19 protein-coding genes and 1 pseudogene are annotated in these 25158 nt (G+C 71.7%); 15 read left to right on the top strand and 5 right to left on the bottom strand.

Annotation, left to right across the window (positions count from 1 at the left end; all coding sequences use genetic code 11):
• Window positions 1-13: 13 nt before the first annotated feature.
• Window positions 14-178, bottom strand: a complete 165-nt coding sequence (locus KF837_42600) for a hypothetical protein (protein MBX3234060.1) — start codon at window positions 176-178, stop codon at window positions 14-16.
• A gap of 185 nt (window positions 179-363) precedes the next feature.
• On the opposite strand from KF837_42600, the gene KF837_42595 reads away from it, so the two are divergent.
• From KF837_42595 to KF837_42575, 5 genes and pseudogenes are all read left to right on the top strand, one after another.
• Complete coding sequence (locus KF837_42595; protein ID MBX3234059.1) at window positions 364-1632, top strand: DUF4350 domain-containing protein; 1269 nt, start codon at window positions 364-366, stop codon at window positions 1630-1632.
• 59 nt (window positions 1633-1691) lie between these two features.
• Window positions 1692-2639, top strand: a pseudogene (locus KF837_42590) (AAA family ATPase).
• Between the two features lie 2 nt (window positions 2640-2641).
• The gene (locus KF837_42585; protein ID MBX3234058.1) at window positions 2642-4264 is read left to right on the top strand and encodes a DUF58 domain-containing protein; all 1623 of its coding nucleotides are present in this window, start codon (window positions 2642-2644) and stop codon (window positions 4262-4264) included.
• A gap of 17 nt (window positions 4265-4281) precedes the next feature.
• Window positions 4282-5118: a ribosomal RNA small subunit methyltransferase A gene (rsmA, locus tag KF837_42580; GenBank protein MBX3234057.1), complete on the top strand. Its 837-nt coding sequence runs from the start codon at window positions 4282-4284 to the stop codon at window positions 5116-5118.
• A 42-nt stretch (window positions 5119-5160) separates the two neighbouring features.
• On the top strand, window positions 5161-5691 hold the full coding sequence (locus tag KF837_42575) for a hypothetical protein (protein ID MBX3234056.1): 531 nt from the start codon (window positions 5161-5163) through the stop codon (window positions 5689-5691).
• Here the strand turns inward: KF837_42575 and KF837_42570 are convergent.
• A complete protein-coding gene (locus tag KF837_42570) occupies window positions 5688-9836 on the bottom strand; it encodes a zinc-ribbon domain-containing protein (GenBank protein MBX3234055.1) in 4149 nt (1382 codons plus the stop codon). The two genes, KF837_42575 and KF837_42570, sit on opposite strands and share 4 nt — an antisense overlap.
• A gap of 77 nt (window positions 9837-9913) precedes the next feature.
• On the opposite strand from KF837_42570, the gene KF837_42565 reads away from it, so the two are divergent.
• The 4 genes from KF837_42565 (at window position 9914) to KF837_42550 (ending at window position 16642) form a co-directional block, all read left to right on the top strand.
• Window positions 9914-10789, top strand: a complete 876-nt coding sequence (locus tag KF837_42565; GenBank protein MBX3234054.1) for a DMT family transporter — start codon at window positions 9914-9916, stop codon at window positions 10787-10789.
• Entirely contained in the window at window positions 10786-11991 is a 1206-nt protein-coding gene (locus tag KF837_42560; protein ID MBX3234053.1) for an aminotransferase class I/II-fold pyridoxal phosphate-dependent enzyme, read from the top strand. Before KF837_42565 ends, KF837_42560 begins: the two co-directional genes overlap by 4 nt.
• Before the next feature lie 118 nt (window positions 11992-12109).
• Window positions 12110-15001: an excinuclease ABC subunit UvrA gene (gene uvrA, locus KF837_42555; GenBank protein MBX3234052.1), complete on the top strand. Its 2892-nt coding sequence runs from the start codon at window positions 12110-12112 to the stop codon at window positions 14999-15001.
• A 3-nt stretch (window positions 15002-15004) separates the two neighbouring features.
• A complete protein-coding gene (locus KF837_42550; GenBank protein ID MBX3234051.1) occupies window positions 15005-16642 on the top strand; it encodes a serine/threonine protein kinase in 1638 nt (545 codons plus the stop codon).
• 12 nt (window positions 16643-16654) lie between these two features.
• On the opposite strand, the gene KF837_42545 is transcribed toward KF837_42550, so the two are convergent.
• Window positions 16655-17671 (bottom strand): hypothetical protein, encoded by a 1017-nt coding sequence (locus KF837_42545; protein MBX3234050.1) that lies wholly within the window; start codon window positions 17669-17671, stop codon window positions 16655-16657.
• A 99-nt stretch (window positions 17672-17770) separates the two neighbouring features.
• Between KF837_42545 and KF837_42540 the strand changes: the two genes are divergently transcribed.
• Window positions 17771-18478, top strand: coding sequence for a FadR family transcriptional regulator (locus KF837_42540; protein MBX3234049.1), 708 nt, complete (start codon window positions 17771-17773; stop codon window positions 18476-18478).
• 138 nt (window positions 18479-18616) lie between these two features.
• Here KF837_42540 and KF837_42535 read toward each other — a convergent pair whose 3' ends face one another.
• Complete coding sequence (locus KF837_42535; protein ID MBX3234048.1) at window positions 18617-18979, bottom strand: TraR/DksA C4-type zinc finger protein; 363 nt, start codon at window positions 18977-18979, stop codon at window positions 18617-18619.
• Window positions 18980-19214: 235 nt separating this feature from the next.
• On the opposite strand from KF837_42535, the gene KF837_42530 reads away from it, so the two are divergent.
• Window positions 19215-20345 carry a hypothetical protein gene (locus KF837_42530; protein MBX3234047.1) on the top strand — a complete coding sequence of 377 codons (1131 nt, stop codon included), beginning with the start codon at window positions 19215-19217 and terminating at the stop codon, window positions 20343-20345.
• A gap of 7 nt (window positions 20346-20352) precedes the next feature.
• Here KF837_42530 and KF837_42525 read toward each other — a convergent pair whose 3' ends face one another.
• A complete protein-coding gene (locus KF837_42525) occupies window positions 20353-21516 on the bottom strand; it encodes a hypothetical protein (protein ID MBX3234046.1) in 1164 nt (387 codons plus the stop codon).
• Between the two features lie 171 nt (window positions 21517-21687).
• Here KF837_42525 and KF837_42520 point away from each other — a divergent pair, with 171 nt between their 5' ends.
• The 4 genes from KF837_42520 to KF837_42505 are packed head-to-tail and all read left to right on the top strand — an operon-like array spanning window position 21688 to window position 25143.
• Window positions 21688-22419, top strand: coding sequence for a prepilin-type N-terminal cleavage/methylation domain-containing protein (locus KF837_42520; protein MBX3234045.1), 732 nt, complete (start codon window positions 21688-21690; stop codon window positions 22417-22419).
• Window positions 22416-23036: a prepilin-type N-terminal cleavage/methylation domain-containing protein gene (locus KF837_42515; protein ID MBX3234044.1), complete on the top strand. Its 621-nt coding sequence runs from the start codon at window positions 22416-22418 to the stop codon at window positions 23034-23036. Before KF837_42520 ends, KF837_42515 begins: the two co-directional genes overlap by 4 nt.
• Complete coding sequence (locus KF837_42510; protein ID MBX3234043.1) at window positions 23033-24418, top strand: type II secretion system protein; 1386 nt, start codon at window positions 23033-23035, stop codon at window positions 24416-24418. The genes KF837_42515 and KF837_42510 overlap by 4 nt, the downstream gene beginning before the upstream one ends.
• Window positions 24418-25143, top strand: coding sequence for a hypothetical protein (locus KF837_42505; GenBank protein ID MBX3234042.1), 726 nt, complete (start codon window positions 24418-24420; stop codon window positions 25141-25143). The genes KF837_42510 and KF837_42505 overlap by 1 nt, the downstream gene beginning before the upstream one ends.
• Window positions 25144-25158 lie beyond the last annotated feature (15 nt).

Here is a 25158-nt window from a genome sequence, read left to right as displayed (position 1 = left end):
GAAGCTCGAACCCTTACAGCTCGATGATGATGACGCCGCGCTTGCCCTCGTCCGGCTCTTCGCGGCGGCGGGGGGGGCCGGGCGGGGCCAACGGCAGCTCGAGGTGCGGCTGGTCGTACCGCTTCCTCTCTTCTTCTTCGCGCTTTCGGATCTGCTCGATGATGAACGGAGGGAGCATGGTGAGTCCTAGCCAAGACCAGAACGACTGCTTCTGTTGAAGCTAGCAACCGGTTCGATCGGGTCAAGTAGCCGGCCGATCGTCGCCTTGCTACCGTGTGTCTCAGCGCAGTGCGTCGACGAAGCTCGACCGTTCCCCGTCTGGCCACCAGCACGTGCATTCTGCGCGTTTGCGTCGTCTTGTTCGTGGTTTTCGCGGGAGGCACCGCGTGGGCCATCCCGTTCGACCTCACCGGGGACGATTGGGAGGGCGCGTCGGAGCTGGTGCGCCTCGCGAAGGCGGAGTTGCCGGCGGGCCAGGTCGTGCCGACGTCGCAGATCGACTTCTCCGAGCTGAAGCCGGAGGACGGGCTCCTCCTCCTCTATCCGGAGCGCTCGCTCGACGAGGGCGAGCTCTCGAAGTTCATGCGCGAGGGCGGCCGCGTCGTGATGCTCGACGACTACGGGCGTGGCGAATCGCTGCTCACCGCCTTCAACATGCGGCGCGTGCCCGCGCCCCGAAGCCCGGCCGAGTGCCTGCGTCGCAACCCGCAGCTCGCCCTCGCCGAGCCCGCGAGCGCGCACCCGGTCGTGTCCGACGTGAACCGCGTCGTCACGAATCATCCCGTGGGGTTGGGGCATCCCGACCTCTCGCCCGTCCTCAAGATCCGCTCGTCGAACCACGATCCGGACGTGACGGTCGCGGTGGCGGGAGCGGTCGGAAAAGGCCGCCTCCTCGCGGTCGGCGACCCGTCGATCGTGATGAACTCGATGCTGCGGTACGCGGGGAACAAGGCCTTCGCGCGCGGGCTCATTCACTACGCCGTCGACAGCGACGCGTGGGGCAAGCGCGGCGGCCGGCTGTTCATCGCGTCCGGCACCTTCGAGCAGAGGGGCGCCTACGGCGGCTCGGAGAACGCGTTCTCGTCTTTCCTCCGCGATCTCCGCGATCTCCTCGATCAGATCAGAAAAGAGGGGCTCCCCGCGATCCTGGCGTGGAGCGCGTCGATCGCGCTCGGGCTGGCGCTCGTCGTGTGGGTCGGGTCGCGCGCGGGGCGGCTCCACAAACCGCTCGTCCCGCGGTTCACGCGGCGGGTGCCGGCCGTGGCCCAGGGCGGCGTCGCGGGGCACGCCGCCGTCATCGGCGCGCCGCAGACCACGCGCGTGCTCGCGATCCTGGAGCTGAAGTCCGCGCTCGAAGAGCAGATGGCCCAAGTGCTCGGCCTCACGAAGGTCCCCGGCCACCAGGAGCTCCTCACCCAAATCGGCGAGCGAAACCTCCTCGACGCCGAAGGGATGATCGCCCTCCGCAAGCTTCTGCTACGAATGGCAAACGTCGAGACCATGGTCGTTTTTCAGCGCAGCGGTGGCATGGTGCAGTCGGTTCGTGATCAGGAGGTCGTGTCCATCGCGCGCTCGGTGAAGCAGCTCGTCGAGGCGGTGCGCACCCGCGCCACGCCCGGGGTGGTCTCGTGACGCAGACGCAGGTGCACGGCGGACACCCGCACGGCGCCGGCGGGCACACGGGCGCCCCCGAGGTCGGAGCGGCGAAGGAGCGCGTCGAGGACCTCCGCCGCGAGGTCCAGCGCACGTACATCGGGTCGACGAAGTCGCTCGACATGATGATGATCGCGCTCCTCGCGAAGGGGCACGTCCTGCTCGAGGGCGTCCCCGGCGTCGCGAAGACCACGCTCGTGAAGGCGTTCGCGACCGCGCTCGGCTGCTCGGCGCGCCGCATCCAGTTCACGCCCGATCTCCTCCCCGCCGACATCACCGGCACCTACGTCCTCTCGCCGAAGGACGGCACGTTCTCCCTCCGCGCGGGCCCCATCTTCGCGAACGTCGTCCTCGCCGACGAGATCAACCGCGCCCCCGCGAAGACGCAGTCCGCGCTGCTCGAGGCGATGCAGGAGCGGCAGGTCACGATCGAGGGCGATCGCTTCGAGCTCCCCCTCCCCTTCCTCGTCCTCGCGACGCAGAACCCGATCGATCTGGAGGGCACCTATCCCCTCCCCGAGGCCCAGATCGATCGCTTCCTCGTCCGCGTCCCGATGGGCTACCCCTCCCCGCGCGAAGAGGCGCAGATGCTGCGGACGCACGGCGTCGAGCCGCCCCAGCTCCGCGCGCTCTTGAACCCGCAGGACGTCATCGCGCTCCAGAACATCTGCGCGCGCATCCACGTCGACGACGATCTCCACGACTACGCGGTCGGCATCTGCGGCTACACCCGCACCCACCCGAAGGTCGCGCTCGGCGCGAGCCCGCGCGCCACGCTCGGCCTCGTCAACGCGGCGAAGGCGCACGCGCTCGTCGGCGGGCGCGGCTACGTCGTGCCGGAGGACCTCCGCAGCGTCGCGCCGATGGTCCTCGCGCATCGCCTCGTGCTCGTCGCCGACGCCGAGGGCGACACGCGCGTCCGCGACGGCATCGTCGAAGAGGCGCTGCAGAAGGTCGGCTACCGCCGCGGCTTCCGCGCGGTGTAGCGATGCAGCTCCACCCGACGCGCAACACCTTCCAGGTCGCCCTCGCCGGCGCCGCGATGGTGGCGGTCGGGGTCGCGGCGAAGGTCAGCGCCGCGGTCGCGTTCGGCGGCGCGATGCTGCTCGCGATCACGCTCGGGCGCGCGCTCGCGCTCGCCACCGTCACGCGCATCCGCGCCTCCGGCTTCGAGATGGTGTGGAGCATGACCCGCCGCGTGACGCGCGTCGATCGCGGGGGCGAGGTCGTGATCGAGGCGGAGCTCCGGAACCGCGGCTTCGACGACGCGCGCGGCGTGTCGCTCCGCCCGGTCGCGTCGAGCATGCTCGACGTCACGATCGATCCGCCGGTGCTCGACCTGCCCGCCGCCTCGAAGGTGCGCTTCGACGTGAAGGTGCGGGCGAAGCGCGTCGGCCGCTGGGGCATGCACGGCATCGCGCTCGAGGTGCGCGGCACGCCGCTCGGCGGCGAGGGGCTCTACGAGGTCCCGCTCATGTTCGCGAACCCGCACGGCATCGAGGTCGTGCCGAAGCCGCTCCTCGCGATGCTCGAGACGGCGAAGGGCGGGCGCGCGCGCGCCGCCGCGCCGGCCGGACGATCGGCGCCGCTCACGGGCGACGGCGAGCAGCTGAAGGAGCTGCGCGAGCACGTACCCGGCGATCCGTTCAAGCGCATCGCGTGGCGCGCGAGCGCGCGGCGCGGGACGCTCCTCGTACGCGAGATGGAGCGCGAGGAGCGCGACATCGTGTGGCTCGTCATCGACGCGTCGGTGGAGCTGTGGGCGGGCGAAGAGGGGCGTGCGCCGCTCGACATCGCGGTCGACGAGGTCGGCGGCGTCGCGGCGCGCCACCTCGCGCGCGGCGACAAGGTCGGCCTCGTCGTCTTCGCGTCGCGCGTGCGCACGTGGCTCGCGGCGGACTCGGGGCCCCAGCAAGCGACGCGCATCGTCGCGGCGCTCGCGAGCACGGCGAGCGCGGTCGACGCCGATCGCTCGGAGGAGGGCGAGTCGGAGCTCGCGGCGCGGGTCGCGGAGCACCTCCGGCCGCTCGATCCGCGCGGCCTCGCCGACGTGCCGCGGAACAACCTCGACTCCCTCGCGACGCGCGCCGAGGCGCTGCGCGTCCGCGCGCCGTTCGCGCCGCGCCTGCCGCACGCGCCGACGCCGCGCGAGCAGCGGCTCCGGCACTACCTCGCGGCGTTCGGGATCGAGGTGCCGCCGCGCGTCGACGGCGAGCGCGAGAAGGCGGAGCTCCAGCTCGGCGCGGCGCTCGAGAAGATCGCGCTCGAGAAGAAGAAGAAGCCGAGCATCGTGCACGTCTGGGCGCCGCCACCCTCGCCCGACGGCGACGCGGTCGCGCGCGGGCTGAGGAAGCTCCGCGCGCGCCACGTCGACGTACGCTGGACGATGCCGTCGTTCGAGCCCGCGCTCGAGGGCGAGCCGGGCGCGCTCGCGCCGGTCGAGGAGGTCGTGCGCCAGGCGGTGAAGATGCGCGTCCGCGCCTCACAAGCCCGCGCCGAACGCGCCCTCCGCAGCCTCGGCGCCCGCGCCCGCGCAGTGGAACGCCGCCGCGCCCTCGCGAGCGCGGACCCCCCGCCGGAAGCCGAGGCCAAGGGCGGGCCCCAGGCGTGAGCAGCGACGCGCGCGCGGTGCTCCGGCGGGTGGGGCTCGCGCCGAAGCGATCGTTTGGGCAGAACTTCCTCGTCTCGGCGCACGTGGTGGAGTCCATCGCGCGGGCGTGCGTGCCGGACGCCGAGCGCGGCGCGGCGCGCGTCGTCGAGCTCGGGGCCGGCACTGGCGCGCTCACCGCCGCCCTCGCCGCGCGCGCGGCGCACGTCGTCGCGGTCGAGCGCGATCGCGACCTCGTCCCCGTCCTGCGCGACGAGCTCGCCGCGCACGGGAACGTGACCGTCGTCGAAGGCGACGCGCAGAGCGTCGTCCCGCGCGAGCTCCTCGGCGCCGAGCCCGGACCGCGCGTCCTCGCCGGGAACCTGCCGTACCAGATCACCGGCCGGCTCCTCGAGCTCGCGACGACGCACGCCGACGACCTCGACCGCGTCGTGTTCATGGTCCAGCTCGAGGTCGCGGAGCGGCTCGCGGCGCGGCCCGGGACGAAGGCGTACGGCGCGCTCACCGTCTTCGTCGGGGCCGCGTTCGAGGTGACGAAGCTCTTCGACGTCTCGCCGGGCTCCTTCCATCCGCCGCCCGAGGTCACGAGCGCGGTCGTCGCGCTCACGCCGCGGCGGCCGCGGGCGGCGGCGGAGACCGAGACGTTCCGCGCGCTCGTGAAGGGCGCGTTCGGCGCGCGACGGAAGACGCTGCGGAACGCGTGGTCCAAGGTCGCGGCGCCGGACCGCATCGCGGCTGCGGCAGCGAGCGCGGGGATCTCGCTCGACGCCCGCGGCGAGACGCTCTCCGTCGACGCGTTCGCTCGCATGGCCTCGCGCCTCGACGAGAGCGAGGATGCGACCGCGCGACGCATGTGAAGGGCCGCGCGCACCCCCTATTCTCGATGCCCGGGGCTTCGAGTGAGCAGCGAGCGCAAGAGGACGACCGCCGACGAAGAAGCCGAGGCGCGGAGCACGGAGCGACCTCCGAGCCCGGAGCAGGAGATCCAACGCGACATCTCCGCCGCGATCAAGGCGGCGAAGAACACCTCGCCCGGACGCTACGGCCCGCCCGCCGCGACGGCGAAGATCCAGCCGTTCGACCTCGCGCAGGCCCTCGCGCTCTCGAGCGCCGACACGGATCCGAGCTCGCGCAACTCCAGCAAGCCGCCGCGCGAGGACGACGCGCCCTTCGTCCCACCCGAGGTCGAGGTCCTCGGCGAAGAGGAGGTCCCGAGCGGCGTCGATCCCTCGTCGAAGCCCCCCGCCTCCGGCGCGTCGTCGAAGCCGCCGTCGACGAAGAAGCCGTCCTCGTCGAAGAAGCTCGCCGAGACGCTCGCGTCGGAAGGGACCCCGCCGGTCGTGCGGCGGTCCTACAACGGCCTCGTCGTCCTCGCGTTGATCGTCGGCCTCGCGCTCTCGGCGTACGTCTACGTCTACGCGAACCGCTAATTTTCGGTCGGGCACGCGAGGGCGGCGATGCCGCGCTCGGCGTCGCGGCGGTCGGCGGCGCCCGGCGGCGCGGTGTCGAGGTAGAAGCGGTAGCCCTCGCAGGCCTCCTTCTTCTTCCCCGTCTTCTGGTGCGCCTCGCCCGACTCGAACGCGGCGCTCATGACCCAGGCCGGACGCGGCTGGAGCTTCTTGCCCTCCTCGACCGCGAAGTAGAGGTGCCCCGCCGCCTCCGCGTACGCGTTCTTGTTCGAGAGGAGCTTGCCGTACTGCCAGCGCCAGTACGGGATCTTGTCGTTGCCCGCGATCGCCTTCTGCCACTCGGAGATCGCGGCCGCGGTGTCGTTCTTGTTCTCGTACGCCTCCGCGAGCGCGGCGTGCGCCTCGAGCCGCGACGGCTTCAGCTCGAGCGCGTGCTTGAGGTCCTTGATCGCGTCGTTGACCTGCGACTCCTTGCGCAGGAGCACGCCGCGCTGCCAGTACGCGTCGGCGAGGAGCTTGTCGAGCGCGAGGGCCTTCTCGATCTCCGCGCGCGCGAGGCCGAGCTGCGACGCGTCGTTCGCGGCCCATGCAACATACAAGTGATACTCGGCCTTGTTCGGATCGAGCGCCACCGCGCGCTGGAGGTAGCGGAGCGCCTGGGTCTGATCGAGGCCGCCCTGACGCAGGTACGCGCGCCCGAGGAAGTGGTTCGCCTCCGCGCTGTTCGGGCGCGCCTCGCGCACCTTGTTCAGGAGCGGGAACGCCTTGTCGATCTCGCCGATCGAGACGTACGCCGCGCCGACGCGGAGCATGAGGTCGGGATCGTCCGGCTGCTTCTGGAGCGCGCCGTTGAACTGCTCGAGCGCCTTCGTGAGGTCGCCGGACTCCTCGAGGAGGATGCCGCGCTGGAGCGACAGGCCCGGGTACTCCTTGTCGATCGCCGCGACCTCGTCGAGCGCCTTCGCCGCGAGGTCGAGCTTGTGCATCTTGAGGTAGGTCATGCCGAGGCGGAAACGCGTCCCGAGATCGCCCTGGTTCTTCTCGAGCGCGTTCTCGTAGTGCTCGATCGCCTCCGCGAACTGCCCCTGCGTGTCGGCGACCTCGCCGAGCGCGCGCTGGAGCGCGGCGCTGTCGGGGAGCTTCGCCTTGGCCTGGTCCATCTTCGCCGCGGCTTCGGCCGCCTTGCCCTGCGCGGCGAGGTACTTCGCGTACTGCGCGTACGCCTGGATCGAGTCGGGGTTCTCGGGCGTCGCGAGGTCGATCGCGATGCCGTAGAGCTCCTCCGCCGGCTTCTTGTTTCCGAGCGCGTCCTCGACGCGGGCGAGCCAGAGCGCGACGATCATCTCCTTCGGCGCCTTCTGGCGCGCGGCCTGGAGCTGCGTCTTCGCGTCGGCGAGCTGCTCGAGGGAGACCTTCGACTTCGCCGAGCCCACGATCGCGGCGACGCTGTTCGGGTCCTTGTTCAGCGCCTCGCCGAAGCGCGAGAGCGCCTCCGTGAAGCGGCTGTCGGCGTAGAGCACCTCGCCCTGACCGACGAGCGCGGTGACGTTGCGCGGATCGACCTTCACCGCTTCGTCGAACGCCATCCGCGCTTCGCCCATGCGATCGCGCGCGAGCATGATCCAGCCCTTCGTCGTCAGCGCGGTCGCGAGCTCGGCGACGCCGAGGTTCTTCCTGTTCTTCTCGTCGAGCACGGCGGCGAGGTCCTTCGTCGCCGACGCGTCGTCGCGCTGCATGTCCCAGAGGAGCTGCGCGCGGAGCGTGAGCGCGCCGTTGTGCGCCGGCGAGGCCTTGAGCGTGGCGTCGACCGCCTCGCGCGCCTTCGGGAAGGCCTTCGCCATGAAGTGCGCGCGCGCGATGCCGAAGTACGTGCGCGCCGAGCCGCCGCTGACGTGCGCGGCGTTGAACGCGGCGAGGGCCGCGGTCGGGTCCTTCTGCGCGAGCGCGATCTCGCCCTTGAGGATCGAGAGCTCGTGCTGGATGCCGTCCTTCGGCTCCTTCGCGATCGCGACGTCGACGAGCGACTTCGCCTTCGCCCAGTCGCTCGACTGCGCGGCCTGCGCGGCGCGCGCGGCGGCGAGGTACGAGACGTCGACGTCGGCCGGGATGTCGGTGATGAACGTGCTCACGTGCGCGGCGCGGGCGGGGTTGTTCCCGAAGCGCACCTGGTTCGTGTACTCGACGAACGCGGCGTACGCGCCGAGCGGCCGCGAGCGCGGCGCCTTCTTGCGCGCGTCGACGAGGTCGTCCGCCGCTTGCTGCGCGCTCGCGAACGTGTCGAGGGCGAGCTTCTTCCGCGCGAAGTCGCCCTTCTCGCGCGCCATCTGCGCGTTCTCGCCGGAGTGGAGGCGGTCGGTGATCCAGACGTGACCGAACGCGCCGACCGACGTGAGCTGGAGCGCGGCGCCGCCGACGACGATGGCGGCGACCGCGATCGCGGCGATGCGGAGCGCCTTCGACGGCGGGCCGCTGTCTCGCGCGCGCTCGCGCAGCCGCCCCGGCACCGCGGCGCCGGGGCTCGGCCCCGACTTCGGCCCGGCGTCGAGCGACGCTTCCTGGAACGCGAGCGAGCCCGCGCTCATCGCGACGGGCGGCGCGATCGGCGGCAGGTCCGCGCCGCCGCCGCCGAGATCGACCTCGCCGAAGCCGAGGCCGCCGCCTTGCGGCTGCGCCGGGAGCGGTGGAAGGCCGCCGCCCATGCCGATGCCCATTCCGCCCGAGTTGTCGGCCGGGAGATCGACCTCGCCGAAGCCACCCGCGTCGAGCGGACGCGGCGGCGGGGGCGGGGCCACGCCGAACGCGTCGCTGCCGGCGCCGACGAGCGGGAGATCGATCTCGCCGAACGAGACCGGCGCCGGTCCAGCGCGGTTCGGGAGCAGTCGATCGTCGCCCATCGCCGAAGGCAGGTGCGCGCCCGCATCCATCGCCGACGGAAGGTGCGCGTTGCCGCCCATCGCCGTCGGCAGGTGCGCGCCCGCGCCCATCGCCGACGGAAGGTGCGCGTTGCCGCCCATCGCCGTCGGCAGGTGCTGGCCCGCGCCCATCGCCGTCGGCAAGTGCTGGCCCGCGCCCATCGCCGTCGGCAGGTGCGCGCCCGGGCCGGTCGGCGCCGGGAGGTGCGCGCCCGGATGCGCGGCGGCCGGCAGGTTGTTGCCGAGCCCGGAGTGGAGCGGGAGATCGTTCTGGAGCGACGGCAGATCGAGCTCGCCGAACCCGCCGCCCTTCGCCGCGGGGAGGCCCGCGCCGACCGGCTGCACGACCGGGAGATCGCCGAAGCCGCCGCCCGGGAGCGACGGCAGATCGGCGGTGCCTCCGCCGGTCTTCGACGCGGGCAGATCGACCGAGCCGAACGTGCGGCCCCCGGCGGGAGGCGCCGCCGGCTTCGGGGCGGGGAGATCGAGCGAGCCGAAGCTCGACGCGAACGCGGCCGGCGGCGCGGCGGCGGCCGTGGGGGGCGGCGCGGGCACGGGGCGCGCGGCGGTGGGCTTCGGCGCGGGGAGATCGATCGATCCGAAGCCGCCGCCGCCCGCGGTCGGCGCCGCCGGGACGGCGGGGAGATCGACGTCGAAGTTGAAGTCGGTCTTCGGGATGACAGGCGCGGCCTTCGGCGCGGCAGCCGGCGGAGGCGCGGCCGCGAGCGGCGGCGGCGCAGGCGGAATCGCCGGCGCGATCGGCGGCGGCGCGTGCGGCGAGAACTTGGGCGGACCGCCGCGGTTCACCGTCGCGGGCAGCGCCGCGTCGCTCGCGAGCGCGGGGAGATCGAGATCGTCGAGTCCGCCGAACGGCGGCGGCGCGGCAGGCGGCGGCGCGGCGGGCGGCGGCGCGGCGGGCTTCGCGCCGAACGCGGGCGGACCCTTCCCCGGCGGGCCGCCCGGCTTCACCGCGGGGAGCGCGACGTCGAAGTCGATGTCCGGCAGGTTCGCGACCGGCGGCGCTGCCTTCACGGCGGCGGAGCCGGGCTTCGGAGCGAGACCGACCATCGTCGCCTTCTTCGGAGGCGGAGCCTTCGCTGCGCCGCCGTCGGCGGGCGGAGAGCCCTTCGACGGATCCGTGACGAGGAACGTGTGCCCGCACTTCGGGCAACGCATCTTGAGCCCGGTCGGCGGTACGCGCCGCTCATCGACCTGATAGGGCGCTTTGCAAGACTCGCACTCGACCTTGAGCATGCAGCGTTAGGCTATCACGGCTTCTCTTGCCGCTACCCCTTTCCGCCTCGCGCCGGACGCCATCTCCGTTGGCCCTCATGGCGGTCAGCGCCGTCCTCTTCGCGACGATGAACTTCCTCGCCCGCGTCGCGACGGCGTCGGCCTCGTGGACGACGGTGGCCGCCGTCCGCGCGGCGATCGGGGCCCTCGTCGCCTACGCCGCCGCCCGCGCGCGCGGGCGCTCCGTCGCGGCGAAGGACCAGCGCGCCGTGTTCTGGCGGAGCTTGTTCGGCACGGTGAGCATGCTCTCGACGTTCTATGCGATTTCGTCGAAGACAATGTCGCTCGGAAACGTCGTCACCCTCCTCAACTTGTCGCCCGTCTTCCTCGCGCTCCTCGCGCCGATCGTCCTCCGCGAGCCGACGCGCCCGATCGTCGCGCTCGCGATCGCGGTGGCGCTCGCGGGCGTCGTCCTCGTCGTGCGGCCGAGCTTCGTCTTCGGCGCCACGACCGCGGCGCTCACCTCGCCGACGGGGCCGAGCGCGACCGTCACGACGCTCGCCGCGTGCGGCGCCGCGCTCTCGAGCTCGATCGCGATGATGATGCTCCGCCGCGTCGGACAGACCGAGTCGCCGGAGGCGATCGCGTTCCACTTCTCCGTCTTCGCCGCCGTCGTCCTGACGCTGCTCTCGCTCTTCGATCCGAAGCTGCCCTCCCTCCGCGACGCGGTCTGCATGCTCCTCGCCGGGATCTGCGCCGGCGTCGCGCAGCTCGCGATGACGCGCGCGTACGCGCTCGAGAACGCGGCGCGCGTGGCCGGCATGAGCTACCTCGCCGTCGTCGCGAGCGCGCTCCTCGGCGCGGCGCTGCTCGACGAACGCCCCGGCCCGACCGCGACGATCGGGATGCTCCTCGTCGTCGCGGGCGGCGTCCTCGTCACGACGCGACCACGTGAAGTAGCATCGCGCGCGTGATCGATCCCGCCCTCGACTACGCGGTCCAGCTCCGCCGCCGCGCCGACGCGATCGCGACCCTCGCGGTCCACGCCGGCGAGGACCCCGCCGGCGACGGCGCGCTCGACCCCGCGATCGTGATGTCGAGCGCGTTCGCGTTCCAGAGCACCGAGCACGCCGCGCGCGCGTTCCGCGGAGAAGAAGACGCATGGATCTACGGGCGCTGGGGCAACCCCACCGTCACCGCGCTCGAGGCGAAGCTCGCCGCGATCGAGGGCGCGGAGAGCGCGTGCGCGACCGCGAGCGGGATGGCCGCGATCTCGGGCGCGATCCTCGCGCTGTGCGAGGCCGGCGATCACGTCGTCGCGCCGCGATCGATGTACGCCGAGAGCGCGCGCCTCCTCCGCGAGCGGCTCCCGCGCCTCGGCATCACGACGACGTTCGTCGACGGCGACGCCGCCGCGTACGCCGCCGCGATCACGGACAAGACGAAGCTCCTCTACGTCGAGACGCCCGCGAACCCGACCCTCGCCGTCGTCGATCTCCCCGCCGTCGTCGCCCTCGCGCGCGATCGCGGCGCGCGCGTCCTCGCCGACGGCACCTTCGCGACGCCCTTCGCCCAGACGCCGCTCGCGCACGGCGTCGACCTCGTCGTGCACTCGGTGACGAAGGGCCTCGGCGGCCACGGCGACGTGATCGCGGGCGCGGTCCTGGGAGCACGCGCGATGGTCGACCGCGTCCGCGACACCGTCATCAAGGGCTTCGGCGGCATCCTCGCGCCGCACTCGGCGTGGCTCGTCGCGCGTGGCCTCCGCACGTTCGCGCTGCGCCAAGAACGCGCATGCGCCACCGCGGCGTCCCTGGCGCGCACGCTCGCCTCCCACCCCGCCGTCGCGATCGTGCACCATCCCTCGCTCCCCTCCCATCCCGGCCACGCGCTCGCGTGCAAGCAGATGCACGCGTTCGGCGCCCTCCTCTCGTTCGAGCTACGCGGCGGCCTCGACGCGGGCCGGCGCGCGCTCGAGCGCCTGAAGGTCGCCACCCACGCGGTGAGCCTCGGCGACGTGCGGACGCTCGCGATCCACCCCGCGTCGACCACGCACTCGACGATGCCGGCCGAGACACGGCGCCTCGCCGGCATCGGCGACGGGCTCATCCGTGTCAGCGTCGGGATCGAATCCGAGCTCGAGCTCATTCGCGACTTCGGCCAAGCGCTCGAATGACTACGGGGCAACCTCTCGGGGGTCCGGGGCGTAGAGCGCGTCTTCGCGCGACCGGCCCCGGCGGGAGAGCTCGAGAGGGCAGAGCCCTCTCGAACAAGAAAAGACTAAGCTAGGCGCGATGGACAAGCTGGTCGTCAGCGGTGCGCGTCAGCACAACCTGCGTGACGTGAGCGTGACGCTCCCGCGCGGCAAGCTCGTCGTCTTCACGGGGCCCTCCGGCTCCGGGAAGTCCTCGCTCGCCTTCGACACGATCTACGCCGAGGGCCAGCGTCGCTACGTCGAGTCGCTCTCCGCCTACGCGCGCCAGTTCCTCGAGCAGCTCGCGAAGCCGAACGTCGACCGCATCGACGGCCTCTCGCCCGCGATCGCGATCGAGCAGCGGCCGCTCTCGAAGTCACCGCGCTCGACGGTCGGCACCGTCACCGAGATCGCGGACTACCTGCGCCTCCTCTTCGCGCGCATCGGCGTCCCGCACTGCCCGAGCTGCGGCAAGCGCATCGAAGCGCAGACCGTGCAGCAGATCGTCGACCGCGTCCTCGCGCTGCCGGAGGGCGCGCGCTTCAGCGTGCTCGCGCCGATCGCGCGCGCGCGGAAGGGCGAGCTGAAGCTGGAGCTCGAGTCGCTCAAGCGCGAGGGCTTCGTCCGCGTCCGCATCGACGGCACCGTCGTCGACCTCGGCGATCCGATCGAGCTCGATCGCAGCAAGGCGCACGACCTCGACGTCGTCGTCGACCGCATCGTGAACAAAGAAGGCGTGAAGGGCCGCGTCACCGAGAGCGTCGAGCTCGCGCTGAAGACGGGCGAAGGCCGCCTCCTCGTCGCGGTCGAGGGCGAGGAGCCGTTCTGGCTCTCGGAGCGCTTCGCGTGCGTCGACTGCGGGATCTCGCTGCCGCCGATCGAGCCGCGCATGTTCTCGTTCAACGGCCCGCACGGCGCGTGCCCCGCCTGCGACGGCCTCGGCGCGCGCACGGTCGTCGATCCCGAGCGCGTGGTGGGCGATCCCGCGCGCTCGCTGCGCGAAGGCGTGATGCTCGCGTGGGGCCGCCGCGGCTCCGTCGCCCTCGCGACCGAGCTCGCGGCCGCGGTCGAGGCGCTCGGCGTCGATCCCGACCTCGCGTGGGCCAAGCAGCCCGAGGAGATGAAGAAGGCGCTCCTCTTCGGCGCCGAAGAGACGAAGGGGAGGTCGAAGAAGAAGAAGCCGTACGCCGGCATCGTCCCGCGGCTCGAGGCGCGCCTCGACGCGAGCGACGACCGGCAGATCGAGGAGGACGATCCGGACGAGGACGAAGGCGGGATCGCCGACGACGAGCTCGGGCGCTTCCTCGTCACGCGCACCTGCTCGGCGTGCAAGGGGCGCCGCCTCCGGCCCGAGGCGCTCGCGGTGAAGCTCGGCGGCAAGGACATCGCCGAGCTCGGACGGATGGCGCTCGAGCGGCTGCGCCGCTTCCTCTCGAGCCTCGGCAAGGACGGCGAGCAGTTCACCGCGCGCGAGAACGCGGTCGCGGAGCCGCTCCTCCGCGCCGTCACCGCGCGCCTCGGGTTCCTCATCGACGTCGGCCTCGACTACCTCTCGCTCGATCGCAGCGCGCAGACGCTCTCGAGCGGCGAGGGCCAGCGCATCCGCCTCGCGACCCAGATCGGCGCCGCGCTCGTGGGCGTGCTCTACGTCCTCGACGAGCCCTCGGTCGGCCTCCACGCGCGCGACAACGCGCGCCTCATCGAAGCCCAGATCCGCCTCCGCGACCTCGGCAACACCGTCTTCGTCGTGGAGCACGACCGCGAGGCGATCCTCGCCGCCGATCACGTCGTCGACATGGGCCCCGGCGCCGGCGCGCACGGCGGCACGATCGTGTCGGCCGGCGCGCCCGCGCAGGTGATGGCGGACCCGAAGTCGATCACGGGTCCGTGGCTGAGCGGCAAGAAGCAGCTCCCGATCCCGAAGACGCGCAAGGCCCGCGGCAAGGGCGCGGTCCGCGTCGCGGGCGCGCGCGCGCACAACTTGAAGAACGTCTCGGTGGAGGTCCCGACCGGCCTCTTCACGTGCTTCACCGGCGTGTCGGGGAGCGGCAAGTCGAGCCTCGTCGTCGACACGCTCCTCCCCGCCGCGCGCGCGAAGCTCTACTCCGCGACCGCGCCGATCGGCGAGTGCGACGCCGTCCTCGGCCTCGAGCACGTCGACAAGGTCATCTCGATCGATCAGGCGCCGATCGGCCGCACGCCGCGCTCGAACCCCGCGACGTACACCGGCGTGTTCGCGCTGTTGCGCGAGCTCTACGCGGGAAAGCCGGAGGCGCGCGCGCGCGGCTACAAGGCGGGCCGCTTCTCCTTCAACGTGAAGGGCGGGCGCTGCGAGGCGTGCCAGGGCGACGGCGTGCTGCGGGTGGAGATGCATTTCCTCCCCGACATCTTCGTCACCTGCGACACGTGCGGCGGCAAGCGGTACAACCGCGAGACGCTCGAGGTCGACTACAACGGCCTCTCGATCGCGGACGCGCTCGATCTCACGGTGGAGCGCGCGATCCCGTTCTTCGAGGCGATCCCGCGCGTGCGCGAGCGGCTCGACGCGCTCCGGCGCGTGGGGCTCGGCTACCTCACGCTCGGCCAGCCGGCGACGACGCTCTCGGGCGGTGAGGCGCAGCGCGTGAAGCTCGCGCGCGAGCTCGCGCGCAAGGCGACCGGGCGCACGCTCTACGTCCTCGACGAGCCCACGACCGGCCTCCACTTCACCGACATCGAGATCCTGCTCGCCGCGCTCCTCGAGCTCCGCGATCAAGGCAACACCATCGTCGTCATCGAGCACAACCTCGACGTCGTCGCGTGCGCCGACTGGGTCGTCGACCTCGGCCCGGAGGGCGGCGACAAGGGCGGCACGATCGTCGCGGCGGGCACGCCGGAGGAGATCGCGAAGACGAAGGGCTCGCACACGGGCCGCTACCTCGCGGAGGTCCTCTCCCGCGCCGAGACGCGACCGGCGTCGAAGAAGAAGTCGGCGTCTCTGCCGTCGGTGTAACGAGTGGAGGCGGACTCCGAGCCTCCCACGACGCAGGTGACGGCGAACGTGCACGACGCGTCGACGGTCGTGGGGGCGCCGATGCAGCAGCTCGCCGACGACCTGCACCACGACGAGATCGCGCGCACGAAGAGCTTCGCCGGCGGCACCGCGATCATCGCCGGGTTGGGCGCCGTCGCGCAGCACATCAACCAGAGCACGTCCTGGGTCGGCCCCATCGCGCGCGTGCTCGTCCCCATCCTCGCGCTCGAGGCGGCGGCGCTCTGGTACCTCGCCGCGGTGAAGAAGGCGTACTCGCGCGGCGGCACGATCGCCTTCGGCGCGACGGCGGTGCTGTGCTCGGCCGCGATCGAGGCCGACGTCGGCCTCTTCTCCCCCATCATCGCGGCGAGCGTCCTCGGGATCCCGTTCTTCGCGCGCGCGCGAACGGGGCCGATCGTCTGGGCCTTCGCCGGGCTCAAGATCGCGATCTACGTCGCGCTCGCGACGGCGGTGATCTTCGACGTCCTCCCGGACGACGGCCACTTCTCCGCCACGCACGTGCCGCGCTCCCAGAAGATCACGCAGATGCTCCTCGTGACCGGGCTCTTCGTGCTCGGCCTGCTCCACGGGCGCTCGAGCCGCAAGTCCGCGCTCGAGAGCATCGCGCTCGCGCGCGCCGGCGCGATCGAAGCGCGCCGCCGCGTCGCCCAGCTCGACGAGGCGCGCGGCGACCTCGAGGCCGCGCTCCGGGCGCAGCGCGGGCGCGACGGCATCTACACCGGCACGCGCGTCGGCGCGTGGGAGGTCGGCGCGCTCATCGGTCGCGGCGCGATGGGCGAGGTCTACGCCGCGCAGAACGGCGACGGAGAAGAGGCGGCGTTGAAGCTCCTCACCGGCATCGCGCTCGAGGACGAGACCGGGCGCGTCCGCTTCGTGCGCGAGGCGTCGGTCGCGTCGCGCCTTCGCTCGCCGAACCTGGTGGAGGTCCACGCCGTCGGCGAGGGCAACGACGGCGTGCCGTACATGGCGATGGAGCTCCTCTCCGGCGAAGACCTCGCGTCGATCCTCCGGCGCGAGGAGCGGCTCGACGTCCGCGCCGCCGCGGACATGGTCGAGGACGTCTCCCGCGGCCTCGCCGTCGCCCACGCCTCCGGGATCGTCCATCGCGACCTCAAGCCGGCGAACATCTTCCGCGTCGCGGGGAAGCGACCGGTGTGGAAGGTGCTGGACTTCGGGGTGTGCACGGAGGAGGGCTCGAGCGGCACCCTCACCGCCGACCGCATCATCGGGACGCCGCTCTACATGGCGCCGGAGCAGGCCGAGAGCCAGGCGGTCGGAAGGCGCACGGACCTCTTCGCGCTCGGCGCGGTCGTGTACCGCTCGCTCACGGGCGTGCCGCCGTTCACGGGCGCGACGGCGCCGCAGCTCCTCTACGCGATCGTCCACGACGCGCCGGTCCGCCCGAGCGAGCTCGTCGCCTCGCTCCCCACCGACGTGGACGCGGTCCTCGCGATCGCGCTCGCGAAGAAGCCGGAGGATCGCTTCACGAGCGCGACGGAGATGGCCGCCGCCCTCCGCGACGCCGTGAGCGGCCGGCTCGATCCGGCGCTCCGCGCGCGCGCCGACGCGATCGCCTCGTGGCGCCCGTTCGAGACGTAGCGAGACGCGGAGCTACAGCCCGTGCTCGCGGAAGAACTTCACCGCCGCTTCGGTGGCGTCGATGTCCTTCGTCGCGTGGCCCATCACGGGGAAGGGATCGAGCGTGCCCGGCCACTGGTGGCCGCCTCCCTTCACGGTGCAGAGCGTGACCGGCGCCGCGCCTTCGTGCTGCTCGCACGACACCTCGCCGCGCGCGAAGCTCGAGACCGTCGTCTCCGCCGCGCCGTTGTGCTTCGCCCAGAAGGCGTCGGTCGTCGCGGGGGACGGGAACGTGCCGGCGGTGTCGAGGAGGCGGCCGAGGAACCCGAGCGCGCCGCTCGGCTTGCCGCCGCCGTACGGGACGAGCTTGTCCTCGGTGCCGTGGAAGGCGAGCACGGGGAGCGGGGTCGTCCGCTTGCAGTCGGCCTCGGGGATGCCGAGCGTCCCCGCGACGGGCACGATCGCGCGGAGGGTGTCGCCGAGCTCGCAGCCGAGGCGATGGGAGAGGAACGCGCCGTTCGAGAAGCCGGTCGCGAAGATGCGCGTCTCGTCGACGCAATACGTGCTCGCCACCTCTTCGAGCAGCTCGCGGATGTATCCGACGTCGTCGACGTTCTCCTCGCGCGCGGTCCCGCAGCACTCGCCCGCGTTCCAGCTCTTGTCGACGCCGTTCGGGAAGAGCGTGAGGAAGCCCGCGCCTTCGCCCTCGTCGGAGAAGCGCTCCATCCGGACCGTGTCGCGCATCTGCACGTGGTCGAGCAGCAGCGGATGAAGCACGAGGACGAGCGGCAGCGGGCGCGCGGGGTCGTAGCTCGGCGGCGCGTGGAGGATCGCCTCGCGAGCGCGCGCGCCGACGTGCAGCGTGATCGTCGTATCGCCGGGCGCGCCGCCCTTTCCGGTGCACGCCGGCGCCGCGGGCGCGGGCGGAGGGGCCGGCGGCGGGGCCTCGATCGTATCGATCGCCGCTTCCGGCTCTTCCTCGATCGGCATCGTCCCCGGGCTGTTGCAGCCGACGAGCAGGCAGAGGGCGAGGAGGAGGCGGGTCAGCATCTGGTCACTTGGTGACCAAGTTGTTCAACCCACGTGCCCTCGCTGTCTCACGTCATTTCAAGCAGATAGCCAATGTGTGCTGTAACGTTGGTGAGAAACATGGCGACCAAGTTACCCAGCCAGCCGCTCCTGCCGAAGGAGCGGGCGGCGGAGCAGATCGTCGAGCAGCTCGGGGCGCTCATCGTGCGCGGGGAGCTGCGGGAGGGCGACGCGCTGCCGAGCGAGCGCGTGCTGGCGGAGCGCTTCGGGTGCGCGCGCGGCACCGTGCGGCAGGCGATCCACAAGCTCGGCGACTGGGGTCTCCTCGAGACGCGGCAGGGCGGGACGACGCGCGTCGCGGACGCGTCGCGCGCGTATTCGGTCGAGGTGACGGAGCTCCGCTACCGGCTCGGCCCGGTCGACGCCCGCGAGCGGCGCGAGATGATCGAGCGACGCATGCTCCAGGGCGTCGCGATGGTCGCCCTCGCCGAGCTCCGCGTCGACCGCACGGAGATCGAGCGGCTCATCGAAGTCGTCGCGTCGCTCGAGACGATCGAGGACGCGTCCGAAGCGTGGAAGGTCGAGAGCGAGGTGTGGACCTCCCTCGCGAAGATGGGCAATAACCGCCTCTTCGAGCGCGAGCTCACGTGGTGGACACGCGTCGTCGAGACGGCCCGCGCCGAGCCCGCCCCGAGCTTGATGACGCCCAGCGTGCGCTTCTCCTTCTACAAGGAGCTCCTACGCCGCCTCCGCGACGGCGACGCCGCCGCGCGTTTCTACCTAGAAATGACCCAGCTCCTCCTCCGAAGCACCACGCTCAGCGAGTAGCCCGCGCACACGCGAGCGCGTCCTCCGAAGCACCACCCGGACGGTGTGCAGAGTCGCGGACGCGAGACGTCGGACCGTAGCGTCCGACGTTAGCGGGCTATCGCTCGGGTGCGCGCCGGGGCACGAGGACGCGAGGGCTCAGGTGTAGTCCTTTTCGTGGCGCTCCTGATCCTCTTTGCAGCGGATGCAGAGGGTGGTCTCCGGGCGCGCTTCGAGGCGCTTCACCGAGATCTCTTCGCCGCACTCCTCGCAGGTGCCGAAGCTGCCGTCTTCGATCTTGCGGAGCGCCTTCTCGATCTTGTCGAGGAACACCTTCTCACGACCGCGGAGGCGGAACGTGAAGGACTGGAGGTACTCGCTCGAAGCGAGGTCCATCTCGTCCGGCAGGTCGTTCGAGTCGAGGGTCATGTCCTCTTCGAGCGTCTGCTTCGCTTTCTTCACGATCTCGTCGCGCTTCTCGGTGAGGAGGGTCTTGAACTTCTTCAGTTGGACTTTGTTCATCACGGCCTCCAAAAGCGCGCTGGCGGATTCGCCGGCTGTCGCGAGGGCCCGACACGGTAAGCATCGTGCTCCGTCCGGTCAACGCTTGGCGAACAACCCCCGCAAGCCGCTCATCATTCCATTTCCTTGCCCTCGAGTTCCAGCCACTTATGCACGAGCCTCACCAGGCCTCCCCCCGGGCCGTATGCGGCAATTTTCCGTCGTCCACGGCCCCTCGACGCGATAGACCCGAGCCGTGCCGCCCACTCCAGCCCTGCCGCCGTGGACCGGACGCCATTTCGTCGGCATCGACGAGAACGGCATGGGCCCGCGGCTCGGCCCGCTCGTCGTCACCTCCGTCCTCGCCCGCGCCGCGGAACCGAGCGTAGGCCTCGACCTCGCGACGAAGAAACCACGCGGCGCGCTCGCAAAACGCATCGGCGACTCGAAGCGACTCGTCGCGTTCGACGACAGCACCCTCGGCGAAGCCTGGGCACGAGCGCTGGCCCAGCGAGGCCCGACCGCCCCACCAACCGAAGCGCCCGCGACGGCGTCGATGGCCGCGACGAACGCGACGGCCAGGCCCGCCGCGACCGCGATGCCCACCGCGACCGCGATGCCCGCCGCGACCGCGGCGTTCGCTCCGGCCACGCCGGCCGAGCTGCTTCGCGCGATCGTGCTCGATTCCGAAGGCGAGCTCCGTGCGCCGTGTCCGTCGCATCACGTGGACCTCTGCTGGGGCGACGCCGGCGAAGCGCTCGTGTCCTCCGCGGCGGACGTCGCGCGCTGCGCGAAGGACCTCGATCGCCTCGCCGCGAAGGGGCTCGACGTCGTCCGCGTGCGCGTCGCGATCGTCTGCACGCGCCGCCTCAACGACGCGATCCACCTCGGCCGCTCACGCTTCGACGTCGACCTCCACACGATGGAGCGGCTCACGCTCGCCGCGCGCGCCGACGCCGGCGAGGACGTCCTCGCGCTCTGCGGCAAGGTCGGCGGCTTCGACTTCTACGCCGATCGCTTCGGGCCGCTCGCGGGCCGGCTCCACACGGTCCTCGGCGAAGGCCGCGCGCGCAGCGACTACCAGGTCCCCGGCGTCGGCCGCCTCTCGTTCCTCCGCGACGCGGAGGAGGGCCACATCCTCATCGGCCTCGCGTCGCTCGTCGGCAAGTGGGTGCGCGATCACCTGATGCGCCGCATCGTCCGCTTCCATCGCGCGCACGTCCCCGACCTCCCCGACGTCAGCGGCTACCACGATCCCGCGTCGACGCGCTTCATCGCCGACACGAAGCTGGTGCGGAAGAAGCTCAACGTCGACGCCCACTGCTTCGAGCGCAAGAGCCTGCAGGGCAAGGGGGCTTCAACGCAGGGGCCCCGCTCGCAACCGTAGGCAGGAGCTACTTGGGGGCGGCGGAGCCGCTCGGGGCCGGGGCGGCGGAGCCACTCGGAGCGGGAGCGGGAGCGGAGGCGGGGGGCGGCGGGAGCGTGAGGAGGGTCTTCATCTTGGTCGTGGCTTCGTCCTTCGTGATGCGGGCCTTGGCGGCGTCGCCGCCGCGGAGGGCGTACTCCTCGTCGCCGACGCCCCAGATGACGTTGCCCTTGCGGACGATGAACATCTCGACCTTCTCGCCCTTCGTCGGCACGACGACGTGCGCGCCCTCGTCGCCGCCGCTGTTCGCGATCGGCAACGTCCCCGGCTTCGCCTTCATCGTCTTGAAGGCGTCCTTCGCCTGCTCCGCGTCGTCCTTCACGATCGCGAGGACACGCCAGCGGCGATCGCCCTCCTTGTAGAAGCCGACCGCGCCGGGTCCGATCCCCGGCCAGCCGAGGACCTCCTTCGGATGGAAGACGATGCCCTGCGCGATGCGGTTCGCCGGCGGCAGCATCTGCGCGGCGGGCGGCAGCGTCTCGGCGCCGGGGAGGCGGCTCCCGATCTCCTTGCCGACGGCGGAGAGCACGACCTCACTCGACTTCGCGCTCTGCTCCGGCGACTCGTTCTCGTTCACGTACGTCAGCTCGACGAGGTGCTGCGCGCGCCACACGTACGCGCGCCCGGTCCCGATCGCGCCCGCCGCCTTCGCCTCGAGGACACGCGGCGTCGACGGCTCGGCCGGATCGCCCGAAGCAACGCGGAGCGTGTACATGCCATACGCGCCCGCGACGTCCGCGAACTGCGAGAGGTTCACCTCCACCGTCCCGCCCTTCCCGCTGCCGTCGACGTAGTGGAGCGACACGACGCGCTTCAGCCCGAACCGCTTGTAGACCTCACACTCCCCGTCGAACGCGGTCGTGCAGACCTCGTCCATCGAGAGCTTCCCCTTCTCGCCATAGGTCTTCACCTCCCCCTGCGGATCGACGCAGTAGCCCGCGGCCGCCTTCGGCAGCATCGGCGCCGAGACTCCGTCGGTGAGCTCACCGCCCCCCTTCGCGCACGGCGCGGGGTTCGCGGAAGCGACGGGAGGAGGAGGCGGCGGGTTGTCCTTCGGCTTGTCGTCCTTGCACCCCGTCCCGAACACGGAGAGCGTGATGGAGAAAAAGAGGCCAAACCGACGAGACTTCATGGCCATCGGTCATAGTCGAGCACCGACCAGGCCCGGCTACTTTTTTCGTAGCCCCGCAAACGGTTCGACCTCCACGCCTCCCGGCACGAGAAAACCCGCTCCGCCCGCGTGTCCGACCTCGTGCCCCGAGAGGCATGGCACTTGCTGTGTTCACGTGGAACCGGCGCCTTGATGAAGGGATCCCTCGCACTACGACGCACCACGCGACGCCGCTCGCGACGCGGCTTCACGCTCATCGAGCTGATGGTCGTCGTCATGCTCATCGCGATCCTCGCCGCCCTCGCCGCGCCCTCGCTCGCCACCGCGCGCGACGACCAGCTCGCGTTCTCCTACGCCCGCCAGGTCTCGGAAATGGTGCACAATGCACGCGCTCGCTCGGCGGGCCGCGGCGCCGCGCACCTCGTGCTCTACATCAGAGGCGCCGGAAGAGGCGAGCTCCACGTCTTCGAGGCGACGGACGGCCTCCTCGCGACGAGCACTCCGATCGCGGGCCCGAACCCAGTCTCGAGCTGCCGGGCTCCGAACCAGTGGCAGAACGTGACGGCGCTGACACCGGCCGCCGGCGACCGTTGGGTGCACATCGAGTCGCTCAATCTCAACAACATGTCCGCCGCCTCGGTGCAGGTGAAGCAAAACATGATGATGCTCGGGCGCGTCGCGACCGGGACAGACCCACCGGCCAACGTGGACGCGTGGGCGCTCTGCACGACGCCGAACGGCACGACCTACTTTGGGTCCGACAACAGCGCGGCGAACGCGATCGCTGCCATGCAGAGCCAGCCCCCGTTCAACGGGGTCGCGGAGCTCGACATCGCGCGCCACGACACGGGCGGGCTCGTCGTCGGCCTCACCCGCCGCGTCATCATCGCCAGCGGCGGCGCCCCGAGGATCAAGTCCGAATGAAGCGCACTCGCCTCCGCCGCGAGCGCGGCTACACCGTCGTCGAGGTGATGAGCGCGATGACGCTCTTCGCGATCGGCGCGGCCGGCGTCATCAGCATGCAGCGCGTGACGATTCAGGGCGGTGATGACGCGCGGCGCATGGACATCGCCGTGAACATCGCGCACGAGTGGTCCGCCCGGCTCCATCGCGACGCGGCGTTCTGGACGCGGCCGAGCGCCTCCTTCCCCGACGAGAACAACCTCGCGCAGACCACCTGGCTCTCTGGCGCCGCAGGCCTCGACGCGACCACGCTCGGCCCGTGGACCACGCCCCCCCTCGCGGGCGATCACGTAGGCCGGAGCCCCGCGTTCGATCTCTTCGGCCGCGATCTTCCGGCGGCGGGCGGAGACCCTCACATCTTCTGCACGCAGTATCGCTTCCGGTGGATCACCCATCCCGGAGCCACGGGAGCGTCCCAGCGCATGACCGCGCTCCTGCGCGCCGAGATCCGTGTGTACTACGCACGTCTCGACGAGGCGCCGATCGTAGACTGCTTCGGATACGACCCCGAAGCGAACAAACCCAGACTCCATTTCGTCCACGTCACGACCGCTGTGCGGCCGAACCCGGAGCCATGAGCATCCCCCGTCGCAAGACCAGCCTCAGGCGCGCGCGCGCGCGCGGCTTCACGCTCACCGAGCTGATGGTCGCGCTCGTCATGGGCCTCATCGTCGCCCTCGCGTCGGTCGCCCTCGCCCGCTCGGCGACCCTCACCTTCCACGAGGAGGTAAGGACGTCGTCGACCGAGATGGCGCTCCGCATGGGGGCGGATCGCCTGCGGCAGGACCTCTCGCGCGCGTCCTTCATGTCGACCCCGAACATCGTGCTCGACCCGAAGGTCGCGCGCCTCGCGAACGTCCCCGACGGCGATGCCAACGTCGCCCGCTACGCCGGAATCCTCCGACTGCGCGGCCTGCGCATCGACGTGGGCTCGACCCAGTTCGGTGTCCCGGCGCCGCTCACGGACGTCGGCATCGTTCCCGACGCGGTCGAGATCGTCGGCAACATGACGAGCGACGACGCGTACAGCGGGACGATCACGATGAACGCCGGCGCGGGCGGCGGCTGCGCGAACGCGCAGACGATCACCCTCGATCCCAACGCCGACGCCGCGGTCTACCAGCTCGCGGGAATGTCGGCTTCGGTCCCCTACGACGATACTCGCTTTCGCAACAACGCGAGGACCGCCTTCCAGCCCGTCGCGGGCAGGAGGTTCCTCGCGCAGGTGACGGACGCGATCGGGTGCCACCACTACGTCCCGGTCTGCAACGTCGATGTGGCCGGAGGGAGGCTCGCGGTCACGGTCTCCGGCGACACGAACCTGCGCGGCGTCCTCTACGCGAACAGCGGGTCGGGTGTCGGCGGCGACTCCTACGAGAACCCGGCCGGCGGCGTCGCGCGCGGCTGTGGCTCGAGCGAAGGCGGTCGCGTCACCATCGCGCCGCTCTCGCGCGTCGTCTGGAGGCTCGCGCTGGCGACCGAGTCGATGAACGCGAGCTTCCACACCGAGCCCGGCCTCGGCCAGGTGGCCAAGGTCGATCTCGTGCGTCAGGTGATCGACTTCGACGGCGTGGCCGTCGGTCCGCCCGAGGTCATCGCCGAGTACGCGACCGACCTCAAGTTCGGGATCGTCCTCGACGTTCCCGGCGCCACTGGCGCCGCGCGCCATGTCGTCTACGACATGGACACGGACAACGGGAACGGAAGCATCTTCAACGCGACGAACGGCCCCAACAGCATCCTGCCGGGGCAGCCCGGGCCGCAGCGCGTACGCTCCGTTCGGTTCCGCCTCGCCATCCGCGCCGCCGTGGCCGACCGTGAGGTCGATCTTCCCACGGGCGTGGCGACCTCCAGGGCCCGCGTCTGCGTCGACACCGCTACACCTTGCAGGAAGTTCGCGCGCGTCCGCACGGTCGTCTCCGAGGTCGCGCTCACCAACCAGGCGGGGGCATTCTACTGATGGCCACCACTCGACCGATCGCACTTCGCCGCGCTCGGGCCCGTCGTCGCGCCGGCGGCGCCGCGCTCTTCATCGTCGCGATCACGCTCGGGCTCCTCGCGGCGATGGGCGCCTGGAGCCTGGCGGGGACCGCGCAGCAGGTCCGCGCGGCCGGTCATGGGCGTCAGGCCGCGCAGGGACAGCACGCGGCGGAGCTCGCGGTCACGATGACGGCGTCGATGCTCACGCCGCGCAACGCGCGCGTCGTCATGAACGACATGATGGCGGACGCGGCGGTGCGCGTCAGTTCGAGGGTGGATTGCACGACCTCGAAGCCGCTCACCTCCGGCGGAAGCTCGATTCGCGACCGCGTCGCGGAGGCGTGCCTCACTCTGACGCCGAAGTCGATGAAACCCTACTCCGAAGACCCGAACAACTACCCCGACCCCAGCACGCCGCCAGACGGCTACAACGCTCCGCCGTACACGATACCTTTCTCGAACCAGAGCTTCGGCGAGGTGCAGAGCTACGCCAACATCCGGGTCGAGCTCACCAATCCGATCGACTGGGCTGCGCCGGCCGGATACTCGGTCTCTTCCGCGGCAGGCCCGCCGCCGGTCTTCACCGTGATCCGCGCTACCGTGTTCGCGGAGATGCGTCCAGCAGCCGTGGGCGGTGTGATGCAACCCGCTCACTCCATCGTCGTCGGGCGCGGACGCCTCGTCGTCGGCCCCTACATGCAGTGAACTGAGGAGGACCAA

The organism is Labilithrix sp. (genome assembly GCA_019637155.1).
Lineage (GTDB): Bacteria > Myxococcota_A > Polyangia > Polyangiales > Polyangiaceae > Labilithrix.
Note: the sequence above shows the minus strand (reverse complement) of the source record. Positions and strands in the feature narration are given on the sequence as shown.

Coding starts and splice junctions, on each gene's coding strand:
- KF837_42600 (MBX3234060.1), bottom strand. CDS start 178: ATGCTCCCTCCGTTCATCATCGAGCAGATCCGAAAGCGCGAAGAAGAA.
- KF837_42585 (MBX3234058.1), top strand. CDS start 2,642: ATGCAGCTCCACCCGACGCGCAACACCTTCCAGGTCGCCCTCGCCGGC.
- KF837_42570 (MBX3234055.1), bottom strand. CDS start 9,836: ATGCTCAAGGTCGAGTGCGAGTCTTGCAAAGCGCCCTATCAGGTCGAT.
- KF837_42565 (MBX3234054.1), top strand. CDS start 9,914: ATGGCGGTCAGCGCCGTCCTCTTCGCGACGATGAACTTCCTCGCCCGC.
- uvrA (MBX3234052.1), top strand. CDS start 12,110: ATGGACAAGCTGGTCGTCAGCGGTGCGCGTCAGCACAACCTGCGTGAC.
- KF837_42545 (MBX3234050.1), bottom strand. CDS start 17,671: ATGCTGACCCGCCTCCTCCTCGCCCTCTGCCTGCTCGTCGGCTGCAAC.
- KF837_42540 (MBX3234049.1), top strand. CDS start 17,771: ATGGCGACCAAGTTACCCAGCCAGCCGCTCCTGCCGAAGGAGCGGGCG.
- KF837_42535 (MBX3234048.1), bottom strand. CDS start 18,979: ATGAACAAAGTCCAACTGAAGAAGTTCAAGACCCTCCTCACCGAGAAG.
- KF837_42525 (MBX3234046.1), bottom strand. CDS start 21,516: ATGAAGTCTCGTCGGTTTGGCCTCTTTTTCTCCATCACGCTCTCCGTG.
- KF837_42520 (MBX3234045.1), top strand. CDS start 21,688: ATGAAGGGATCCCTCGCACTACGACGCACCACGCGACGCCGCTCGCGA.
- KF837_42515 (MBX3234044.1), top strand. CDS start 22,416: ATGAAGCGCACTCGCCTCCGCCGCGAGCGCGGCTACACCGTCGTCGAG.
- KF837_42510 (MBX3234043.1), top strand. CDS start 23,033: ATGAGCATCCCCCGTCGCAAGACCAGCCTCAGGCGCGCGCGCGCGCGC.
- KF837_42505 (MBX3234042.1), top strand. CDS start 24,418: ATGGCCACCACTCGACCGATCGCACTTCGCCGCGCTCGGGCCCGTCGT.